This is a genomic window from Dietzia maris, from assembly GCF_014144855.1.
In the GTDB taxonomy this organism is placed as follows: domain Bacteria; phylum Actinomycetota; class Actinomycetes; order Mycobacteriales; family Mycobacteriaceae; genus Dietzia; species Dietzia kunjamensis.
Genome location: NZ_JAALDN010000219.1, coordinates 1 through 2,080 on the forward strand (window position 1 = coordinate 1; position 2,080 = coordinate 2,080).

Annotated in this window: 1 protein-coding gene and 1 pseudogene; both read left to right on the forward strand. The window is 70.3% G+C overall.

Going from position 1 to position 2,080, the window contains the following annotated elements; genetic code table 11:
• A pseudogene (locus tag G6024_RS07655) lies at positions 1-371 on the forward strand (amidohydrolase family protein); the annotation flags it as partial.
• Positions 368-1,885, forward strand: coding sequence for a phospholipase D-like domain-containing protein (locus tag G6024_RS07660; protein ID WP_159148401.1), 1,518 nt, complete (start codon positions 368-370; stop codon positions 1,883-1,885). The pseudogene G6024_RS07655 and the gene G6024_RS07660, both read left to right, overlap by 4 nt.
• Positions 1,886-2,080: the final 195 nt, after the last annotated feature.

Genomic DNA, 2,080 nt, shown 5'->3' on the forward strand with positions numbered 1-2,080 from the left:
AGGCGTTGCGCGACGGCACGATCGACGCCGTGGCCTCGGCCCGCCTCGGGCTGTCGGTCGTGTGGACCGAGGCCCGTCGCCGGGGATTCGATCTCGCTGATGTCGCCGGGTGGATGGCCACGCGCACCGCCGGGGTCGTGGGCCTGCGGGACCGCGGTGAGATCCGGGTCGGCCTGCGCGCGGACCTCGCCGCGGTCGCCGACGACGACGCGTTCGTCGTCCTGCCCGGGACCCGTGAGCTGGGCTCTGCGGACTCGGTGTACGCCCAGCGTGCCCTGGCGGGCGTGGTGCGGTGGACGATGCGGGGCGGAACGGTGATCGACCCCCGTGCCCTCGCCCTCGGGACTGTCCTGACCCGACAGACGAAGTGAACCCCACAGTGGTAGGTCTCGACCTGTCCTTCCCGGCAGGGGTCACCTCGGGCCTGCTCATCACCGAGTACGTCATCAAGATCCTCGCGCTGGGGATGGTCCCCGAGAACCGGCAGCCGTCGTCGTCGCAGGCGTGGCTGCTCGCCATCCTCTTCATCCCGGTGGTGGGGGTGCCGTTGTTCCTCCTGCTGGGCAATCCCTACATCACCGGGCGACGGCACCTCATCCAGGCCGAGGCGAACCATCTCTATGCCAGGGCGCTCGAGAAGCGGCCCACCGTTCCCGACGGAGTGCGCGTGGGGCCCGGGGTGCGGACCATCCTGGAGATGAACCGGACCCTCACCGCGATCCCCGCCATGTCCGGGGACTTCATCGGCCTGCATCCGGACTACACGCGGTCGTTGGCGGCGATGACCGAGGCGGTCCGTGCCGCCCGGGACCACGTGCACATCGAGTTCTACGCGCAGTCGTGGGACTCCGAGACCGACGAGTTCTTCACCGCCGCGGTCGAGGCCGCCGATCGGGGGGTCGTGGTCCGGGTGCTGGTCGACCACCTCGGGTCACTGCGCTACCGGGGGTTCACGAAGCTCCGGAAGCGGCTGCGGCGGACCCCGGTGGAGTTCCACCTGATGCTGCCGGTGAACCCGTTCCGCGGCCGGTTCAGGCGGCCGGACCTACGCAATCACCGCAAGATGCTCATCGTGGACGGGGTGCACGGGTTCATCGGGTCGCAGAACCTCATCGAGCGCCACTACGGCAGTTCACGCAACGCCCGGCTCGGCCGCGAGTGGGTCGATCTGATGATGGAGGTCCGCGGGGAGATCGTCCAGGCGATGGACAGCGTGTTCGCCGTGGACTGGTATTCCGAGTCCGGCGAGGTGATCGGCACGCTGGAGGACGTGGCGCAGGGCGCACCACTGGCGCCCGGACGCAAGGGCGGGGATCCCACGGCGGGCGACCCGGTGAGCGCGTTCCAGCTGGTCCCGTCCGGCCCGGGGTACAGGACGCAGCCCGGGCTGCGGATGTTCACCCAGCTCATCGGCCAGGCACGGAAGCGGGTGCGGATCGTCAGCCCGTACTTCGTGCCGGACGACGCTCTCCTGCACGCCATCACGTCGGCGTCGTTCCGCGGGGTGGGGGTGGAGTTGTTCGTCCCCGAACACGCCGACCAGTTCCTCGTCCACCACGCCCAGCGGTCCTACTACCGCGCGCTGCTCGAGGCCGGGGTGGTGATCCACCGCTTCCGCTCCCCGGCGGTCCTGCACACCAAGACGGTGCTGATCGACGACTACGCCGGGATCGTGGGCTCGAGCAACATGGACCAGCGCTCGTTCAACCTCAACTTCGAGATCAGTCTGCTGGTCCTGGGCGGCGAGGCGGTCGCGGAGCTCAACGACGTGGTGGACTCCTACCTCGAGGACTGCACCACGTTGGGCATCGAGACGTGGATGAGCCGCCCGTGGCCGGGGCGGTACGTCGACAACGTCGCACGTCTCACCTCCGCGCTGCAGTAGGCCGGGTCCGGCGGCGGATCGGGTCCGGCGGCGGATCGGGTCCGGCCGGACAGCCGGCGCTACGGGCGGGCGGCACCGCAGTAGTACGCTCAGCGTGCGCGGGTCGCACAGGCCCGCCCCTGCGACGAGAGGCTGTGCCCGATGCCCCAGACCCGTGGTTCCGGAGTCCGGACCAGGCGCCTCGGCGCCGCCGTC